The sequence below is a fragment of the Methylobacterium sp. E-025 genome (assembly GCF_022829705.1).
GTDB lineage: Bacteria > Pseudomonadota > Alphaproteobacteria > Rhizobiales > Beijerinckiaceae > Methylobacterium.
Genome location: NZ_JAKSYR010000115.1, coordinates 179,536 through 197,278 on the forward strand (window position 1 = coordinate 179,536; position 17,743 = coordinate 197,278).

Annotated in this window: 15 protein-coding genes and 1 pseudogene; 10 read left to right on the forward strand and 6 right to left on the reverse strand. The window is 73.0% G+C overall.

The genetic code is table 11. From position 1 onward, the window contains the following. Positions 1 to 311: 311 nt before the first annotated feature. From MKK64_RS16860 to MKK64_RS16880, 5 genes are read left to right on the forward strand one after another with little or no spacing between them, the layout of a single operon-like run. Positions 312 to 1,361: a polysaccharide biosynthesis/export family protein gene (locus tag MKK64_RS16860; RefSeq protein WP_243936030.1), complete on the forward strand. Its 1,050-nt coding sequence runs from the start codon at positions 312 to 314 to the stop codon at positions 1,359 to 1,361. Next, complete coding sequence (locus tag MKK64_RS16865) at positions 1,358 to 2,938, forward strand: lipopolysaccharide biosynthesis protein (RefSeq protein ID WP_243936031.1); 1,581 nt, start codon at positions 1,358 to 1,360, stop codon at positions 2,936 to 2,938. The genes MKK64_RS16860 and MKK64_RS16865 overlap by 4 nt, the downstream gene beginning before the upstream one ends. Beyond that, positions 2,935 to 3,585, forward strand: a complete 651-nt coding sequence (locus MKK64_RS16870; RefSeq protein WP_147726945.1) for a CpsD/CapB family tyrosine-protein kinase — start codon at positions 2,935 to 2,937, stop codon at positions 3,583 to 3,585. The genes MKK64_RS16865 and MKK64_RS16870 overlap by 4 nt, the downstream gene beginning before the upstream one ends. Continuing rightward, positions 3,582 to 5,234, forward strand: a complete 1,653-nt coding sequence (locus tag MKK64_RS16875; protein WP_243936032.1) for an O-antigen ligase family protein — start codon at positions 3,582 to 3,584, stop codon at positions 5,232 to 5,234. Before MKK64_RS16870 ends, MKK64_RS16875 begins: the two co-directional genes overlap by 4 nt. Next, positions 5,231 to 6,172 carry a glycosyltransferase family 2 protein gene (locus MKK64_RS16880; protein ID WP_243936034.1) on the forward strand — a complete coding sequence of 314 codons (942 nt, stop codon included), beginning with the start codon at positions 5,231 to 5,233 and terminating at the stop codon, positions 6,170 to 6,172. The genes MKK64_RS16875 and MKK64_RS16880 overlap by 4 nt, the downstream gene beginning before the upstream one ends. 4 nt (positions 6,173 to 6,176) lie before the next feature. Here the strand turns inward: MKK64_RS16880 and MKK64_RS16885 are convergent, their stop codons facing one another. Continuing rightward, positions 6,177 to 6,959, reverse strand: coding sequence for a class I SAM-dependent methyltransferase (locus tag MKK64_RS16885; protein ID WP_243936036.1), 783 nt, complete (start codon positions 6,957 to 6,959; stop codon positions 6,177 to 6,179). Positions 6,960 to 6,983: 24 nt separating this feature from the next. Between MKK64_RS16885 and MKK64_RS16890 the strand changes: the two genes are divergently transcribed. Further along, entirely contained in the window at positions 6,984 to 8,183 is a 1,200-nt protein-coding gene (locus MKK64_RS16890) for a DUF1972 domain-containing protein (protein ID WP_243936038.1), read from the forward strand. Positions 8,184 to 8,245: 62 nt separating this feature from the next. Here MKK64_RS16890 and MKK64_RS16895 read toward each other — a convergent pair whose 3' ends face one another. Both MKK64_RS16895 and MKK64_RS16900 read right to left on the reverse strand, forming a co-directional pair. Then, a complete protein-coding gene (locus MKK64_RS16895; RefSeq protein WP_243936040.1) occupies positions 8,246 to 8,899 on the reverse strand; it encodes a serine acetyltransferase in 654 nt (217 codons plus the stop codon). Next, a complete protein-coding gene (locus MKK64_RS16900; protein ID WP_243936041.1) occupies positions 8,896 to 9,501 on the reverse strand; it encodes a serine acetyltransferase in 606 nt (201 codons plus the stop codon). The genes MKK64_RS16895 and MKK64_RS16900 overlap by 4 nt, the downstream gene beginning before the upstream one ends. A gap of 175 nt (positions 9,502 to 9,676) precedes the next feature. Between MKK64_RS16900 and MKK64_RS16905 the strand changes: the two genes are divergently transcribed. From MKK64_RS16905 to MKK64_RS16920, 4 genes are read left to right on the forward strand one after another with little or no spacing between them, the layout of a single operon-like run. Then, on the forward strand, positions 9,677 to 11,068 hold the full coding sequence (locus tag MKK64_RS16905; RefSeq protein WP_243936042.1) for a lipopolysaccharide biosynthesis protein: 1,392 nt from the start codon (positions 9,677 to 9,679) through the stop codon (positions 11,066 to 11,068). After that, the gene (locus MKK64_RS16910; RefSeq protein ID WP_243936043.1) at positions 11,065 to 12,033 is read left to right on the forward strand and encodes a glycosyltransferase family 2 protein; all 969 of its coding nucleotides are present in this window, start codon (positions 11,065 to 11,067) and stop codon (positions 12,031 to 12,033) included. Before MKK64_RS16905 ends, MKK64_RS16910 begins: the two co-directional genes overlap by 4 nt. Beyond that, positions 12,030 to 13,412 carry a nitrous oxide reductase family maturation protein NosD gene (locus MKK64_RS16915; protein ID WP_243936044.1) on the forward strand — a complete coding sequence of 461 codons (1,383 nt, stop codon included), beginning with the start codon at positions 12,030 to 12,032 and terminating at the stop codon, positions 13,410 to 13,412. Before MKK64_RS16910 ends, MKK64_RS16915 begins: the two co-directional genes overlap by 4 nt. Before the next feature lies 1 nt (position 13,413). Beyond that, positions 13,414 to 14,544, forward strand: coding sequence for a glycosyltransferase family 4 protein (locus MKK64_RS16920; protein WP_243936046.1), 1,131 nt, complete (start codon positions 13,414 to 13,416; stop codon positions 14,542 to 14,544). A gap of 103 nt (positions 14,545 to 14,647) precedes the next feature. Here MKK64_RS16920 and MKK64_RS16925 read toward each other — a convergent pair whose 3' ends face one another. The 3 genes and pseudogenes from MKK64_RS16925 to MKK64_RS16935 all read right to left on the reverse strand — a co-directional run. Next, positions 14,648 to 15,598, reverse strand: coding sequence for a hypothetical protein (locus MKK64_RS16925; protein WP_243936048.1), 951 nt, complete (start codon positions 15,596 to 15,598; stop codon positions 14,648 to 14,650). Between the two features lie 139 nt (positions 15,599 to 15,737). Next, positions 15,738 to 17,120 carry a 2-hydroxycarboxylate transporter family protein gene (locus MKK64_RS16930; protein ID WP_409567965.1) on the reverse strand — a complete coding sequence of 461 codons (1,383 nt, stop codon included), beginning with the start codon at positions 17,118 to 17,120 and terminating at the stop codon, positions 15,738 to 15,740. 407 nt (positions 17,121 to 17,527) lie between these two features. After that, positions 17,528 to 17,743: pseudogene (locus MKK64_RS16935) on the reverse strand (porin); the annotation flags it as partial.

Sequence of the window (17,743 nt, forward strand, 5' to 3'; positions counted from 1 at the left end):
CTTCCGGGTTCGGAACCCACCGGGACCCGGGGCCCGGGGCGTCTGCGCACTCTGCCACGCCCGCGAATGAATGCAACTTACGGTCGGATCGGACCCAGGGGTTTCAAAGTTCGTTAACCAGGTTCTCAGATTGTACCGAGTGCCGCGATACGTTCAGGAGTTGTTATCGAACGGGGCGCGGCCGAGCATGGTGCGGCTGAAGGCCTATGATGGTGTGTGCTTCTCCTGTCGATCGAGATGCTGGCCGGCGCGGCCGGACGGCGGGCCGCCTCGCGGTCGCCCTCGCCTGTGCGGCCGCCCTGTCGGGTTGCATGGCGACCCGGGCGCGGGAGGCCTCCCACCCTGCGATCCGTGACGTCGCTCAGACGGGATCGATCCCGGAGGCGCCGCCGGCGGTCGTCGCCGCGGCGCAGGAGGAGGTCGGGCGCACCATGCGCCTCGGGCTGATGAACTACCGTCTCAACGTCGGCGACAACCTCGAGATCTCGCTGCTGATCGATTCCAGCGTGGTGCAGCCGACCTACCGGCTGAACCCGAACGACGAGTTCGACGTCGATTTCCGGACCCACCCGGACTACAACCGTACGGTTGTAGTCCGGCCGGACGGGCGGATCTCGCTTCCGGGCAAGAACGGCATCATGGTCGCCGGGCTGTCGCCCGAGCGCGCCGCCACCCTGATCCGCGAGACCTACGACGACGTCCTGATCAACCCGGTCGTCACGGTCCTGCTGCGCAAGTTCCGCACGCCGATCGACGACTTCCGCGACCTGACCCAGCGGTCCGACATCGGCCGCGTCAAGCTGATGGCGATCGAGCCGGACGGCAAGATCAACCTGCCGATGGTGCCGCCGGTCCAGGCGGCCGGCCGCACCGTCAACGAGGTCTCGGCCGCGCTCGCCGCCGCCTACCGGCATCACCTCGCCTCGGTCAGCCCGAGCGTGCGGCTGGCGTCGCTGGTACCGGCCAACACCATGGTGTTCGGCGAGGTCCGGGTGCCCGGCCCGGTCACGCTGTCGGGCGCCCGGACGCTGGCCCAGGTGCTCGGCACCGCCGGCGGCATCCTGCCGACCGCCGCGGGCGACGCGGTGCGGATCATCCGCTTCGACAGCGGTGCGCAAGGAGGCGCGCAAGGGGCGGTGCAGGTCGTCGACATCGGCGTGCCGGGCCTGGCCGACTCGATCGTCGTGCCGCCGAACGCCACGGTCTACGTGCCGCCCTCGGTGCTGGCCAAGACCGCGCGCGCGGTCGACCTCGTGGTCCGCCAGATCCTGCTCTTCAACGGCACCGGCTTCGGGGTGAACTACATCACCGGCCCCGCCGCCACGACCTCCACCAGCACCACGGCGAGGGCCGCCCTATGAGCGCGACCGAGACCGCCCTCGAGCCGCGCGGGTTCGACCGGCCCGGCTTCGACCTGCGCGACGGGCTCGGAGCCCTGTTCCGCCATGCCCGCCCGGCGCTGCTGATCCTGGCGGCGGCGCTGGTCGGCGCCGGGATCTACCTGCTGCTGACCCCGACCGAGTACACGGCCGACGCCAAGCTCATCATCCGCCTCGGCCGCGAGAAGGCGGCCGCGCCGATCGGCGGCGGCACCAACCAGAACTACATGTTCTCCGAGCGCGCGCAGAACGTGAACAACGAGATCGAGATCCTGCGCGACCCGAGCATCGTGCGCGGCGAGTTCGAGGCGCTGAAGGCGATCACGCCGGTGGGCGACCTCGGCCCGCCGCCCGAGGATTGGGGCGCCTGGCTCGTCTACCAGGGCCGCCAGCTCGTCCGCGTCGCCAAGGGGGTCAAGACCTGGGTCGTCGACACCGCCCGGATTCCCTTCGAGGCGATCGGCCTGCTGCGCCATCTCAGCCCGGACGAGAAGCTGTACGAGGCCTACCTCGCCTCGTTCAAGGTCGTGTTCGTCAAGGAGACGGACGTGATCGTCACCGGCTTCACCTGGACCGACCCGAACTTCGCCGCCGCCGCCCTCAACCGCCTGCTCGACGCCTACAAGCGCCGCCACGTCGAGGTCTACGCCGACGAGACGCCGGCCTCGTTCTACGCGGGCAAGCTGGAACGCGCCCGCGCCGAGCTCGCCGCGATCGACCAGCAGCTCGGCAAGTACCTCAAGGGCGCCAACACCGCGAGCTTCGCGATCGAGCAGCAGAACGACCTCGGCACGCTCGCCGACCTCGCCCGCCAGAAGTCGGCGGCGCAGATCGAGCGCGAGGGCGTCGAGACCCGGCTGAAGCGCACCAAGGAATCGGGGCCCGACCGCTGGCAGCCGACGCCGCCGGACGCCGACCCGACGGTCGCCGCCTTCGATCAGCGCTTCGCCGAGCTGCGCACCCGGCGCTCGGAGCTCGCGACGCGGTTCCGCCCCGCCGCGCCGGAATTCGCGAGCCTCGACCGCGACCTCACCGAGCTCGCCCGCCAGAAGTACCGGGCCCTGATCAGCGCCGACACCACCCGGCTGGCGGTGCTCGCCGAGAAGATCGCGGCGATCTCCAACATCGAGGCGTCGCGGCGGCAGGCGGCGATCGGCCAGAGCGACGCCTCGCTCGCCTTCGGCCGGCTCGGCCAGCAGAAGAGCCTGCTCACCGACGAGATCACCCAGACCCAGCGCCGCATCGACGAGCTGAAGACCGGCACCGGCCTCGATTCGCAGTCGGTCACCTCCTCCTCGCTCGTCGCCCGCGCAGTGCCGCCGCGGCTGCCGAGCGGGCCGAACCGCCTGCTGATCCTCGGGCTCGCCGCCGGCCTCGGCCTCGTCGCGGCCCTCGCCTACGTCGCGCTCGCCGAGATCCTCGCCCAGACCTACCGCAGCGCGTCGGACGTGGCGCGCTCCCTCCGGGTGCCGGTTCTCGCCGCCCTCCCCTTGCGGAACGAGGGCCGCGCCGAGCCGCGGCGGACCCGTGCCCCCGGCCTCCGCGGAGCCCACGCATGATCGCCGCCGCGTTCCACGATCCCGCCGTGCCGGACCGCCTCGACCTGGAGCCGGCCCTGGTCCAGCTCAACCGCCGCGAGGGGCCGCCGCTCCGCCGCATCGGCGTCACCGCGGTGCAGGCCGGCGACGGCGTCACCTCGCTCAGTCGCCAGCTCGCCGGGCTCTATGCCCGCCGCGACCTCGACGTGGTGCTGATCGAGGCGAACTGGGCCAAGCCCGCGCTGGCCGCCGCCTACGGCCTCTCGGGCAAGCCGGGCTTCGCCGACATCGTGCTCGGCGCCGTCGCGCCGCTCGACGGCGTCCACGCGGTCGCCGACGGCTTCCACGTCGTCCCCGCCGGCACCCCGGCCTCGATCCGCGAGGCCGGACTCGACGACGCCCGGGTCGAGGCCTTCCTCGGCCTGGTCGACCAGCGCTACCACCTCGCGATCCTCGATTGCGCGCCGATCGGGCAGATCGGCGACACCGCGGCCCTGAGCCCCCTCGTCGACGGCTTCGTCGTCGTCGTCGGGGCCGAGCGGACCCGGCGGGTCGTGGCCGAGCAGGCGATGCGCGACCTCGACGCGGCCGGCGGGACCGCGCTCGGCGTCGTCCTCAACCGGACCCGGCGGCCGATCCCCGACTGGCTCTACCGGCGGCTCGGATGAGGGCCGCGCTCCGCACCCTCCCCCCGCTGGCGATCGGCGCCGGCGCCGCCGCGATGGCCGTGTCGCTGGCGAGCGTTCCGCTGAAGTTCGCTGTCGTCGGGCTCGTCGCGCCGCTGGGCGCGCTCGGCGCCCTGATCCTCGGCCAGCGCGTCCGGCTGACGCCGTTCCTGCTCGTCGCCTTCGCGGTCGGATTGACGGTCAAGCTCGACGTCAGCATGTTCCAGCACTTCGAGGCGGTCGGCCAGTACCTGCCGAGCATCGGCGGCGGCGCCGGGCTCACCGTCAGCGTCGCCTTCCTCGTGGCGCTGACGCTCATCGCCTTCAAGCTCGTCGGCATCGGCGAGGCGCGCCCGCAGCGCCTGTCGCTCGATCCGCCCCTGGTGCTGACGCAGGCCGCCTTCATGGCGGCAGGCGTGCTCTCGCTCGCGAACGCGGGCGACCCCGCCTACCTGTGGTTCGACGAGTGGCGCTTCCTCACGCTGCTCGTCGTCTCGGTCTCGATCGCCAACTTGAGCCCCCGCGACGTCCGCACCCTGGCGCTGGCGATCTGCGTCCTCTGCCTGGTCCAGACGGCGGCGGCGGCGGTGCAGTACGTCACCGGCTCGGAGCTCGGCCTCGGCGTGCTCGGCGAGGAGCAGATCGTCGAGGAGAACATCAACTTCCAGGCCCAGCGCCGCGCCGCCGGCTTCAAGGTCCACCCCAACATCCTCGGCTACTATTACGAGGTGGTCTGGCCGCTCGCGCTGGCGCTGGCGCTGTCCCGCGGCCCGACCTGGCTGCGCCTCGTCGGCGCGGCCGGCGCGCTCTCGGCGCTGGGCGGCGTGGTGCTGACCCTGTCGCGGGCCTCGTGGCTGACCTACCCGCTCTCGGCGACGCTCGTCGTGCTGCTGGTCTACCGCGACCGGCTGCTCACGCGGGCGAGCCTGATCGTCGCCGGCCTCCTCCTCCTCGTGGGCGTGATCGCCGCGATCGTCGTCGGGCCGATGATCTGGGAGCGCCTGTTTGCCGACGACGGCGGCTCGGCGGCGCAGCGCGGCCCGCTCAACGCGGCGGCGCTGGCGCTGTTCGCGCAGTTCCCGATCCTCGGGGTCGGCTTGAACAACTTCGGCAACATGTTCGCCACCCTCGACCAGACCGGCCTGTCGCGGCTCGCCGGTTTGTTCGACCGCTCCAACCACGTCGTCCACAACCTGCACATCCTCGTCCTCACCGAGGTCGGCGTCGTCGGGTACGCCGCCTTCGCCCTGGTCTTCGGGATGGGCCTGTGGCGGGGCTTTTCCGCGATCCGGCGCGCGCCGGTCGGCGATCCGCTCGCCGCGATCGCCGGCGCCTCGGCGATCGGGCTGCTCGCCCACCTCCTCCACGGCCTCGTCGACCCGGGCTTCCGCCTCAACCTCGGCATCGCCGAGCTGCTCTACACCGCGCTCGGGATGATCGCCGCGGTGGCGGCGGCGCAGCGCGCCACCCGCCCTGCCGACCTGAGCGCGGGTCCCCTCTCCCTTGGGGAGAGGGGCAGGGTGAGGGGCGTGACTTTTCCGGACGACGCACGCCCCTCACCCCAGCCGTCTCCCCCTGGGAGAGGGAGCCGCGTGATGTCGCGCAGTATCCGATCCGAGCGTCCCGAACGACGAAGCGCGAGCCTGCGATGACCCCCGCCCTCAGCGTCCTCATCGTCACCTACAAGTCGGGCGCCGACATCGACACCTGCCTCGCCCTGCTGGCGGCGAGCCGGATCGACCGCGCCTACGAGGTGATCGTCGTCGACAACGCCTCGGGCGACGGAACCGCCGAGCGGATCGCGGCCGACTGGCCCGGGATCCGGGTGATCGCGGAGACCGAGAATCACGGCTTCGCCGGCGCCAACGCGCTGGCCTATGCGGCGTCGCGGGGCGCGGCGATCCTGCTGCTCAACCCGGACGCGTACCTGCGCGATCCGGACGCGGTCTCGGCGGCGCTGGCGCATCTCGACGCCCACCGCCAGGTCGGCGCCGTCGGCCTGCGCCTCGTCTTCGAGGACGGACGCCATCAGGTCGGCGATGCCGGGTTCGAGCCGCGGCCGCTCACCGTCGCCGTGCATGCGGCCGGGCTGTCGGGGCGGTTCGGCCTGCGCGGGGTCTACCTCGCGGGCGGTCAGGCGCGGGCGCCGGGGCCGGTCTCCGTCGACTGGCTCTGCGGCGCCTTCCTGATGCTGCGGCGCGAGGCGGTCGAGGCGATCGGCGGCCTGTCGAGCCCGCTGTTCCTCTACGGCGAGGACGTCGACTGGGGCTGCCGGCTGCGCGACGCCGGATGGCGGGTCGACTACCTGCCGGGCCGCAGCGTGGTCCACCTCCAGGGCGGCTCGGGCAGCACCCGCTCCGCCCGCTGGCTCGACGGGCTCGCCGGCGTCTACGCCCTGCGCAACGGCGGCCGGCGGCTGTCGTCGCCGGCCTTCTTCGCGGTGCCGCTCTGGCTCGGGTTCACGGCGCGCGCCGCCGCCTACGGGCTGCTCGGCCGCCTGCGGCGGCGGCCGGACCTCCTGAGCAAGAGCCGCGACATGAAGCGTTTCGCGGCTCACCTTGCCAATACAGTCGAGACCAGATCGCGCTGATCGCTCAGCGCTTCCTGATGAAGACCATGTGGTAGCCCTTGAGCGGACCCGGCGTGAGCCGGAACAGCAGTTCCCAGAACTTACCCAGGACGATGTTCTCACCATGATAGAACGGTTGCCCATCGAACGCGTAGGTGAAGTGCTCGAACCGGTCAGTTGGGAAAAGCCGCTTCCGCGCCGCTTCCGTGTTCATCGTGTAGAGCGGCACGAAGGAGTCGATCTCGACGCGGCGTGGCTCGACCATGCGCAGCACGCGGGCGTGCAGGCGCTTGGGGATCAGGCGGGCGCCGATCCCGACATAGCCCCAGCGGTTGGGCGTCCAGGCGCAGAGCCAGCCGCCGGGCGCGAGGATGCGGCCGAGCTCCTCCGCCGTCCGCTCGGGCGTCTCGATGTGCTCCAGCACCGAGAAGGCGGAGATCAGGTCGAAGCTGGCATCCGGGAAGGGCAGCAGCCCGTCGTGGCCGACGAGCTCGACGGCGTCCGCCGTCTCGTTTCCGAGAACCGCCTCGTCGACGTCGCAGGCGGTGACGTGGGCGCAGCGCCCGCGGAAGTCCCCGAGATGGCGGCGCAGTGGAACCGGGTCATGACTCCACTTGCCGCGTCCGGCGCCGAACTCCATGACCCGCATGTCGGGGCGCAGCAGCGCGTTGACGCGGACGATGTACTCCATCCGGTGGTCCTGCCGGGAGTAGCCCCCGGCCCCCATCTCGCGGAACAGCCGCTCCTCGACGGTGACCGGCTCGCGGCGGGGCATCGCGTCCTGGCGCAGAAGGGTGTCGTGGCCCATGGTTCGTCCTCCTCAAGCGATGGGATGGTGGGGACGCGCCGCGCGCGGGCGTCCGATGGCGACCGGCGCGCCGACGCGGCGCGGCCGGCGGTGGCGATCCTCGGCACGCGGGGCGTCCCCGCGGCGCATGGCGGCTTCGAGACGCTGGCCGAGCGCCTCGCGCTGGAACTGGTCGCGCGCGGCTGGCGGGTCGAGGTCTATTGCCAGGTCGACCGGCCGACCGCGCCCTCGACCTGGCGCGGCATCGACCTGATCCCGGTCCAGGCCGCGGGCGACGGCCCGCTCGCCACGATCCTGTTCGACTGGAAATGCACCGTGCGGGCGGCGTTCCGTCCGGCCCTGCCCCTGGTGCTCGGCTACAACACCGCCGCGTTCTCCCTGCTCTACCGGCTGACCGGGAAGCGCAGCGTGATGAACATGGACGGGATCGAGTGGCGCCGCGACCGCTGGTCGAAACCCGCCAAGGTCTGGTTCTGGCTGAACGAGCATTGCGGCAGCCTGTTCTCGACGCATCTCGTCGCCGACCACCCCGAGATCGCCCGGCACCTCGCCCGCGTCAGCCCGAAGCGCCGCATCACCACCATCGCCTACGGGGCGGACCCGGTCGCCGATGCGCCGGTCGCCGCGCTCGATGCGCTCGGGATCGAGCCGCAGCGCTACGGCCTGGCCATCGCCCGCATCGTGCCCGAGAACCTCGTGCTGCAGGTGGTCCGCGCCTGGAGCGAGGTCAGCCCAGGCCTGCCCCTGGTGGTGCTCGGCAAGCTCTCGGAGACCGATGCCTACCACCGCGCTGTGCGCGCGGCCGCCGGGCCGGACGTGATCCTCGCCGGCGCGATCTACGAGGCGGACCGCGTCGCGGCGCTGCGCCGGCACGCCCGCTTCCACATCCACGGGCACACGGTCGGCGGCACCAACCCGTCGCTGGTCGAGGCGCTCGGCGCCGGCTCGCCGGTGCTGGCCCACGACAACGTCTTCAACCGGTGGGTGGCGGGTCCCGACGCCGCCTATTTCGGCGACGAGACCGAGCTGCGCCATGGCATCGTGCGGCTCGCCCGCGCGCCGGCCGGGCACCTCGCGGCGATGTCGTCCGGCTCGCGGGCACGCCACGCCGAGGCGTTCGCCTGGGACGGCATCTTCGACGCCTACGAGCGCGTGCTGCGGGCGCAGCTCCCCGCCGCCCGCACGCGCCGCCGGAGCGCGGCCCGCGTCGAGGTCGCGGGCTGACGCGCCCCGCCGGCCCGCCGCCGGACGGTGCCGGGCCGCGTGATCGCGAACGTGGGCGCGGCTCATGCGGCGCTCCTGTCCTGGGCGATCGCGGAATCCTGCACGATCCCGGGATCCCGGCCGAGCGTGGAGACGCTGGTCTGGCGCAGGCGCTGCATCGAGACGGTCCCGGCCGGGATGTCCCGCAGGGTGGCGACGCCGACGCCGACCATCGCCGCATCGCCGATCGTCACCGCGCCCATGACCAGGGCGTGCGCGCCGACCACGACCCCGTCGCCGAGGTGCGGCGCGTCCGGCGGGAACGGCGCGGCGGCCAGCACCGGCCGGTCCGGCGCGACCACCACCGCCGGCAGGATCACAAGGTCGCGTCCCGCCGTGCCGCAGAAGGCGATCCGTGCCGGGTGCGGCACGAACAGCCCGGGGCCGATCCGCGATCCGGGATGGAAGGACGCGCCGATGAGGCGCACCGACAGCCCGGCGACGGCGGCGGCCGTCCGCCGCCACCCGCGCAGGTGCAGCAGGTGGGCGACGCGGTGGAACACGGCGCACTGCATCGCCGGCAGCAGCACCATCATCGCCGCGCGGGAGCGCGACATCGGCCTGCCGCCGCTGATCTGGCGCACGATCCGCTCGAGGTCGGCGGCGAGCAACCGGCGCAGGACCGCCGGGCGGGCGTGGTCGAGGACCGGTTCGGAGGGCGTCCGGTCGTCGCTCACGACACGGCGCTCCGTCCCGGCAGCGCGCGCCAGTCGGTCGGTGCCAGGTCGGTGTCGGCGTCGAGATCCTTGAGCACGAGGCAGCGCGGCCCGACCCGGGACCGGTCGCCGATCAGCACCGCGCCCAGCACGATCGAGGCCGGCTCGAGGACCACGTCGTCGCCGAGGCGCGGCAGCCCCGGGCCGCCGCCGACGTCGCGGTCCGGGGTCTTGTAGAGGCCGCCGATCGAGGCCTGGAAGCCGAAGGCGGCGTCGCGGCCGACGGCGCCCGCGATGATCGTGCCGTAGGGATGGGGCAGGAACATCCCGCCGGCGATCCGGGTCGAGGGCGGGATGTCCGAGCCCGTCAGCCAGCCGTTGACGATCCAGAGCAGCCAGGCCGCCATCCGCCAGCCGTTCTCGTGGGCGTAGCGCGACATCCGGTAGAGCCAGATCGCCTGGTAGCCGCGGCGCAGGCGCACCGGGCCGGGGATGCGGCGCGCCCAGTGCGCCCGGTCGGCGCGCAGCGCCGCGCGGGTCTCCGCCCAGGAGATCGCTGTGCCTGCGGCGGTCTCGGTCCCCGCGAGATCCCGGGCCGCGAGCATGTCGGCTGGCTTAGGCATGTCACTCTCTTTACGGTTGTATAATACTTATAAGCGCAACCATAAGGCGATTTTCGAGGTATGCGTCGTCTGGGTCGTGCTATCCTACAATCATAGGTAGCATTTTTCCGGCGAAAATCACCGAAAGATGCGTATGGTGGTGAATCGAACCGATACGGGCCGGGACCGAAGGGGGATGCGCTACGGCATCAACCTGGTCGGTCAGGCGGCCGGCCGCGGCATCTACCTGCTCGCGGGTTTCGCGGCCTTCGTGATGGTCGCGAAGGGGGCGGGGCCTGAGGTGCTCGGCCATTACGGCATCGCGCTCGCCGCCCTGGCGATCGCCCTGATCGCCGCCGATTTCGGCACGACGCTGACCTTCGCCGCCCGCATCGGCGCCTGCGCGCCGGAGGCGCGGGCCGACGCGCTCGCGGGCGTGCTCTCCGCGCGCCTGATCCTCGGCGCGGGGACGGGCCTCGCGGTGCTCGGCGCCTTGCCGCTGCTCCCGCCACCGACGCGGCCCGCGCTGGCGCTGGCGGCGCTCGCCATGCCGCTGGTCGCCGTCCGCTTCCTCGACGCGCTGTTCCAGGTCTGCGGCCGGCCCGGCTGGTCGGCCTATCCCTCGCTCGCCAACGCCGCCGTCCTGGTCGTCGGGACCGCGCTGGCGCTCGCCCTCGACGCGCCGGAGGCGGTGCTGCCCCTCGTCGCGGTGGCGGCCGGGGCGGCCTACGGCGTCCTCGGCCTCGTCCTCGCCGGGCGCCTCGTGCCGCTGCGGGCCGCCTCGCCGCGGATCGGCCTCGCCACGATCCGGCAGGCCGCCGGCGTCGGCATCTCCAACGCGCTGGGCACGCTCAATGCCCGCATCGGCCTGCTCGCGCTCGCCGCCTTCGCCGGCGCGGCCGAGGTCGGGCTGTTCACCGCCGGCTACCGCTTCTTCGAGCTCGGCGTCGCCGTCGCGATCACGCTCGCCGCGCCCCTGGTGCCGGTGTTCGGGCGCGCCGTCGGCACGGGCACCCTGCTGGCGCAGGCCCGTCTCGCGCTGCGTCTCGTGCTCGCCGCCGCCGGTCCCGGCGTGGTCGCGGCCTGGGTGCTCGCCGACCCGCTGGTCCGCCTGCTGTTCGGGCCGGACTACGCCGCCAGCGTGCCGGTCCTGCGCATCGCTGCGCTGATGGCCGCCGCGATGATCGCGGCGACGATCCTGTTCTCCGCCCTGATCGCCCTCGGCCGCACCGGCTTCGCGGTCTGGTTCAGCGCCACCGGCTGCGCGGTGAACGCGATCCTCTGCCTCGTGCTCGTGCCGCGGGCAGGCGCCACGGGTGCCGCGCTCGCGGCCCTGGCCGCCGAAGTCGCGATGCTCGCAGTGGTTGTATCCGTGTTCCACCGGTCCGTCGGGGCGCCGCTCGTGCCCCGCGACCTGCCGGCGATCCTCGCTCCGCCCCTCGCCATGGCGGCCTGCGTCTTCGCGAGCCCGGCCGCGCTCGCTCCCGTCGCCCTGCCGGCCGGCGCGATCCTCGCCCTCGCCGGCGCCCTGTGGCTGCGCCCGCGCAATTCTCTCCCCAGCCTCTCAAGCCCGGAAGCCTCGTCATGACGCCGGATACGCCCCCGCCCTCCGAGACCCCGATCCTGTCGGTGATCATCCCGACCTACGGCCGCGCCGAGACCCTGCGGCTGACGCTGGCCGCCTTCGATCGCCAGGAGACCGAGGCCGCCTTCGAGATCGTGGTCTGCGACGACGGCTCGGTCGACGGCACCGGCGCGGTGATCAGCCGGGCGGTCGCGACCGCGCGGCGGCCGGTGGTGCACCTGCGCCAGGAGAATGCGGGGGCGAACGCCGCCCGCAACCGGGCGATCGAGGCCGCCCGCGGCACGCGCCTGCTCATCGTCAACGACGACACCATCCCCGGCCCGAACCTCGTCGCGGCGCACCTGGCGGCCCATGCCCGGCGCGGCGGGCGCGAGACGGCGATCCTCGGGCGGATGACGATCGATCCGGCCCTGCCGTTCTCGCCGTTCGCGGCGCTCCATCACGACGCCTCCTACGATGCGCTCGCCGGCAGGGTCGAGCTCGGCTGGGACGCGTTCCTGACCTGCAACGTCAGCGTCGACGCCGGCTTCCTGCGCGAGGCCGGCGGCTTCGACCAGCAGTTGACCTGGCACGAGGACATCGAGCTCGGCGAGCGGCTGGCGCGGCGCGGGATGCGCCTGTTCTACGAGCCGAAGGCGCTGGCCTACCACCACCACTTCCTCGACGAGGCGGCCTACCTGCGCATCGCCGAGCGCGAGGGTGCGGCCCTGGTGCTGTGGTACCGCAAGCGCCCCGACCTCGCCCCCGACCTCGCCCGCCTCGGGCTCGTCGGCCCAGAGCCCTTCGGCCGCGCCCGCCGCCACGCGCTGGCCGACCTCGTGATGCCGGAGGTCGCCCTGCCCGGCTGGCGGGCCGCCGCGCGCTCGCTCACCCGCCTCAGCCCGGCCGCAGGCCGCACGGTGTGGCGCCGGCTGTTCCAGCGCCGCAAGCGCCTCGCCATCGCCCGCGCCTTCGCGGAGGCCGCGTGACGAACCGCATCCGGGCGGCGGTTCTGGTCGCGCTCCTGCCGATGCTGGTGGCGGCCACCGCCTGCCAGCCGGCGGAGCCGCCGAGCCTGCAGCGCATCCTCGTCGATCCGGCGGGCTCGACCATGCCCGGATACCGCACGGTCGCGGCGCTGTCCGCGGTGCCGTTCGCGAGCCTCGCGGCGGGCAGCGCGGTGCTGGTCAAGGGCGGCCGCTTCGACGGCGTCGTGGTCGTCGCGGCCCGTGGCACCGCCGAGGCGCCGGTGACGCTCGCCGCGGTGCCCGGCACCGAGCCGGTGCTGTCGAACTCGGTGGTGTTCGAGAACGCCGCCCACGTCGCGGTGTCCGGGCTGACCGTGCGGGGGGCCGTGAATTCCGGGTTCATCCTGCGCCGGGGGAGCCACCACGTCACGGTGCGGGATTCGGCCGTCGACGCCTCGGGCCTCGGCATCTGGATCGGCGACGGCTCCGGGGCCGGGCATCGCATCCTCGGCAACCGGCTCACCGGCAACAAGACCCATGGCATCGCGGTCGACGTGATCAACGCGCCCGCCGACGACCCGACGATCATCGCGGGCAACACGGTCTCCGGCAGCGGCATCCACGGGATGGAGATCAACGGCTCCGGCTACGTCGTCGAGGGCAACCGCGTCCACGACAACGGCATCGCCATGTCGGGCACCTCGGGCATCCACGTCTACGCCAAGGATGCCGCCCAGGACGCGGGCGACCGCAACACCATCCGCTACAACGTCGTCACCGGGCAGCGCGAGACCACGGGCCAGGACGGCAACGGCATCCAGGTCGACCAGTGGTGCGACGACAACCTCGTCGCCTTCAACGTCGCGACCGGCAACGACGGCGCCGGCATCAACCTGTTCGACGCCGGCCGGAACCTCGTGTCCAACAACACCGTCGTCGGCAACATGGCCGATTCCGGCGGCCGGCACGCCTACAAGGGCGAGATCGTGCTGGCCAGCGACTACACCAAGCAGGTCGGCCGCACCGTCGACAACCGCGTCCTGAACAACATCGTGGTGGCGACGCGGGCGAACGTCGCCGCCATCGCCGTCGAGGCCACGAGCACGGGCCGCGGCAACGCCATCGGCCCGAACCTGCTGCGGCACGCCGCCGGCGGCCGGCTCTACGCCTACGGCGCCACCCGCACCGACGACGGCACGTCGCTGCCGCTGGGAGCGCGCGCGCCGGACCTCACCGAGGCGCCGGCCTTCGCCGACATCGCAAAACCCTTCGCGAACGGCTTCGCGCTGACCCGCGCGCTCGCGCGCCCCGGCATCCCGCTCGGCGCGACGCGGGACCTGCCCGGCCGCCCCTACGCCCCCAACGAGGCCCCGTCCTTCGGCGCCTATCGGAGCCCCTGACATGACACTCCGGATCGGAATCGACGCCCACGTCCTCGTCGGCAAGATGCAGGGCAGCCGCACTTGGCTCGTCAACGTGGTCGGCCGCGCCGTGGCGCGCCACCCGGACGCGACCTACGTGATCTACTCCGACGACCCGGGGCGCGCCGCGACGATGATCTCCGGCCCCAACGTCGAGCACGTCCGGCTGCCGCGGGTGCCGCGGGCCGTGCGGCTCCTGGCGGTCTGGCCCTGGCTCGTCCACCGCGACCGGATCGACGCGCTGGTGACCACCTACATCGCCCCGCCCCTGGTGCCGGGCGGGCGGCAGGTCGTCGTGGTGCACGACATCCTGTTCGAGACCCATCCGTCGTTCTTCTCCTTCGGGATGCGCTGGCGCACCCGCCTGCTGACGCGGCTCGGCGCCAAGCGCGCCCGCCTCGTCGTGACGATCTCGCGCTACAGCCGCGATTCGATCGCACGGACCTACCGGATCGACCCGGCCCGGATCGCCGAGGTCCGGTGCGGCACGAGCCCGCCCCGCACCGGCGCGATCACCCGCTCGCCGATCCGCGACGGCCGCCCCTACCTGATGATGGTCGGGCGCCTGGAGCCGCGGAAGAACCTCGCGCTGACGCTCGACGCCTTCGCGCGGCTTCCCACGGGGGCTGCGCGCCTCGTGGTGGTCGGCAAGCCCGACGGCGAGCGCCCGGAGACGCTGGCGCGGCTCTCGTCGATGGCCGACGTCGTGCACGTGGCCGGGATCGACGACCGCGGCCTCGGCGACCTCTACGCCAACGCCTCCGCCCTGGTGTTCCCGAGCGCCGGCGAGGGCTGGGGCATCCCGGTGCTGGAGAGCCTCGCGCTCGGCACGCCGGTGATCGCCTCCAACGTCACCGCCATCCCCGAATCGGGCGGCGACGCGGCGAGCTACTTCGACCTCGACGCGCCCGACCGGGTCGAGCGTCTCGCCGCGCTGATGCAGGCGGCGGTCGAGGGCCGGCTGCCCTTCGACCCGGCCCGCGCCCGCGCGCACGTCGCCCGCCACGACTGGGACGGCCCGGCCGCCGCCTTCGTCGACGCGGTGCGGCGTGCCTTCCCGGCCCGCGATGCGGCAGCGGAGGCGTTGCGCGCCCTGGTCAAGTCGCACTGAACGCCTCGATCGGATCCGGGCGTCGCAGGCGCGAAACCCGGATCCGCGGTTTCGGAAGGGATCGGCTCCGTGCGGGCTCCGGCGCCGTCGGCCGGAACCCCGGTCACCCGCGGTGGAACGTCCAGCCGAACTCCGACAGCAGCAGGCGTGCGGCGGCCGCATCGTCGGAAAAGCGCAGGCGCGCGCGGCCGGCCGCGACCAGGGCGGGGTCGCGCTCCGGTGCGACCCCGCGGTCCGTCGCCGCGCCGGCGCGCTCCAGGGCGATCGCCAGGGCCGCGCGCGGGAACGTGCCGTCCGGATCGATCGGCGTACGGGCGGCGGCACGCAGCAGGGCCGGCGCGTCCGCCGCGACCTCCGGCCCGACGAGGGCGCGGGCGGCCGTGCGCAGGTGCGGCAGGCCGATGCCGTCGTCGCCCGCGGTGCCGACGGCCGTCCAGGCCTCGGCCACGAGGCGGTCGGCGAGGCCCGGCAGGCCACGGCAGAGCGTCGCCGCCGTGCTTCGGCCGATCTTCGAGATCACGGCCGCGTGCCGCTCGACCGCCGCGTCCACCGCGGCGGCGGTCTCCGATTCGGCAAGCAGCGGGACCGCGACCGATCGTGCCCCGGGCATGGCCTGCGGCGCGCCCGCGATCAGCCAGCCGAATTGCGGCAGCTCGGCCGCGAGACGCGCGAGGGCGCGCAGGAAGCCCGGCTCCGAGACCGCGCCGACATCGGTCAGGACGATGGATACGGTTCCGGAAACATCTCCGCCATCAAGGCCTTCGGCGAGGATCTCCGTCAGGCGCGCGAAGGTGGTCTCGGGCAGGCAGCGCAGGCCGAGCACCCGCGTCTGGCGCGCCAGCTTGTCGGCCACGGTGGCCGCGATCGCCGTGCTGCCGCTGCCGGCCGGCCCCGACAGGCAGATCGGCCCCCGCGCCTCGGCGACCAGGACCCGGATCCGCCAGACCAGCGCGTCGCGGCCGACGAGGCCGGACGACCGGACGGCCTCGCCGCCGCGCGGGCGGATCGCGCCGGAGCGGCTGGGCGGGAAGGGATCTCGGGCTGTCGCGAGCATCGTGGAGCGTTCCGATTCGGGCCGCCCTTGGCGGTCCCGAAGCAGAGTGTCGGCAGAGGGTGAAGGCTGACTTAACCCAGGGTTGTAACGACTGCGGGAAATGCCCCGGGCGTGCGGTGTCCCGCGGTGCCGGGCCGGGTCAGGCCGGCATCCCGGTCAGCCATCTCAGCGCGACCAGGGTGCCGGTCACGGTGAGCGCGCCGCCGATCCGGGTGGCGATCTGGGCGAACGGCATCAGCGCCATGCGGTTGGCGGCCGTGAGGATCGCCACGTCGCCGGTGCCGCCCTGCCCCGAATGGCAGGCGTTCACGATCGCGGTCTCGATCGGGTACATCCCGAGCAGGCGCCCGACGACGAATCCGGTGCCCATCAGCGTGGTGACGGTGGCGACGATGGTGATCAGGTTGGTGATCGTGAACGCCGCCATCAGCTTGTCCCAGGGCGTCAGCGCGACGCCGATGGCGAAGAGCAGCGGATAGGTCATGCCGGTCTGCACGAACTTGTAGACCACGAAGCCGCCGGCCTGGAGGTGGGGCGAGACCGCGCTCGAGAGCTTGGCCAGCACCGCGAGGAACAGCATCGCCACGGGGGCGGGCAGCCCGGTGAGGTGGTGGGCCATCACGCCGAGGAGGTACAGCGTGATCGCGGTGAGCCCGGCGGCGGCGATGGTCGAGACGTCGACCTGCCCGGAATTCGCCTCGGCCTTCGCGGCAGCGTCGCCGGGGGGCGTCGCATCGTGGTCGGGCTGGAGCTTTCCCTCTCCGGTCAGGTGGGGATAGCGCTTGCCGACGAAGTTCAGGGTGCCGGCGAGGACGATCGCCGTGAGGCTGCCGAGCATCACCGGGGGCAGCACCTGGGCGAACACGTCGCCCTGCGGCTGGCCGAGGATCTGGGCGTAGCCGATCGAGAGCGGGATCGCGCCCTCGCCGACGCCGCCGGCCATGATCGGCACCACGATGTAGAAGAAGGTGTGGCGGGCGCCGAGGCCCAGCATCGTCCCGACGAGCGTGCCGACCGCGCCGGCCACCAGCGAGCCCACCGCCAGCGGCACGAAGATCTTGAGGAAGCCCTTGATCAGCACGTCCCGGTCCATCCCCAGGATGGAGCCGACGATGATCGCAGCGATGTAGATGTAGAGGAAGTTGGTGAACTTGGTGAAGTCGACGATCGCCTTCTCGACCTGCGGCGGGATCAACTTGTAATAGACTAGGGCCGAGGGCACGAAGGTCGCGAAGATCGCCCCCGCGCCGATGTTGCGCAGGATCGGAAGGCGCTTGCCGATCTCGGCGCAGGTGAAGCCGCCGAGCACCAGCACGGCGATCATCGTCGGCCCGTCGGGTCGGATCTCGCCCTCGGAGGTCAGGATCGCCAGGAGCACCGCGACGATCGCGTAGATCGGCAGCGGGATGATGCCGATCCGGGTGTCCACCAGGCGCCACCAGCCGAAGGGCCAGAACCGGCGCGTCGGGTCCGAGCCCGGAACGGGCCGATCCACGAGGGGCGGAGAGAGGGGGCTCGTCACGGGGCGTCCTTCCGAAGATCCGGCCTCTCCGTGGGCCGGCCCGTTCTTGCCGACGGGGTGGTCGTGTCCCGGTCGGTCACGTCGTCGCGACCGACCTGGCCCGGAGCTCGTCGAGGCCCGGGCGCCCGCCCGCAGGAGCCTGGATCCGCCGGGACTTCGACGGATTCGGGCTGCGCCGGCACCGTCATCTCATCCCGAAGCCTCCAGGAACGTCAATGGTCCGCGGACGGGCCGGCCGAGAGACCGCGCCGGCCGTCTCCAGCCATGACGCGCGAGTGGCCGGCCAAGAAAAAAGGCCCGGCGTCGCCGCCGGGCCTCGAAGGATGGATCTCGGGTCTGCAGATGCCCGTCCGCGCGGGACTCGTCGAAACCCGCGCGGAGCAAGAAGCCCGATCCGGCGCGTCGCCTCAGAAGTCGCGCTGGACGCGGACCTTGGCCTGGAAGACGTCGTCGCTGGTCGTGGTGCGGACGAAGCCGCCGTTGTTGATCGCGGCGATGCGCGAGTAGGCGGTCGGATCCTTGTCGGTGTCGATCACGCGGCCGTTCTTGACGCCGATCTGGGTGTAGAGGCCTTCCACACCGATATCGAGGTCCTTCACCGGCGACCAGATCAGGCTCGCGCC